The sequence below is a fragment of the Synechococcus sp. R55.2 genome (assembly GCF_047462075.1).
Classification (GTDB): Bacteria; Cyanobacteriota; Cyanobacteriia; order Thermostichales; family Thermostichaceae; genus Thermostichus.
This window is the reverse complement of sequence record NZ_JANSIH010000301.1, coordinates 1-612: the sequence shown is the minus strand read 5'-3', so window position 1 is coordinate 612 and position 612 is coordinate 1. Positions and strand designations below refer to the sequence as shown.

1 protein-coding gene is annotated in these 612 nt (G+C 65.5%); it reads left to right on the top strand.

Features of this window, described 5'->3' with window-relative positions; all coding sequences use genetic code 11:
* Positions 1-612, top strand: a 612-nt coding sequence (locus NW838_RS09785) for a glycosyltransferase family 9 protein (protein ID WP_414427954.1), incomplete at both ends; no start/stop codon positions are given.

Here is a 612-nt window from a genome sequence, read left to right as displayed (position 1 = left end):
GGTGGGCTATGCGCCGCCGGGGCCGGGTTGGCCGTGGCTGACCGACCCGGTGCCCCTGAAGCCAGCCCAGTATGCGGCCCAGATGTACCACGACCTGGTGCAGGGGTTTGGCATTGCTGCGCCGGCGGGGTTGCCCCAGATTCGTCTGAAAAAAGCAGACCTGGAGTGGGCAGAGCAGGAACGCAAGCGCCTTTTGGGGGATGCCGCTCAAGATTATGTGCTGTTGCATCCGGGGGCCAGCCAGCTGTCGCAGGAGAAGGGAATTCAGAAGATCTATCCCTCTGCCAACTGGGTCAAGGTCATCAAGGGTTTTCGGGAGAAGCGGCCGGAGCTGCCGTTGGTGCTGGTGGTGGGGCCAGAGGATGAGCAGCTGGCGGAGGGCTTTCTGGCGCAACTGCCGGAGCTGCCGGTGAGCCGTCCTGTCCGGCTGGGGCAGCTGGCGGCCTTGATTGGTGGGGCAACGCTGCTGTTGTGCGCCGATAGCGCTCCCATGCATTTGGCGGTGGCGGTGCAGACGCCGCTGGTGGCGTTGTTTGGGCCCACCGACCCGCTGCGGTTGCTGCCTTCAGAGGGGCCGTTTCGGGCGGTCAAGGGGGCCGATGGGAAGGTGGA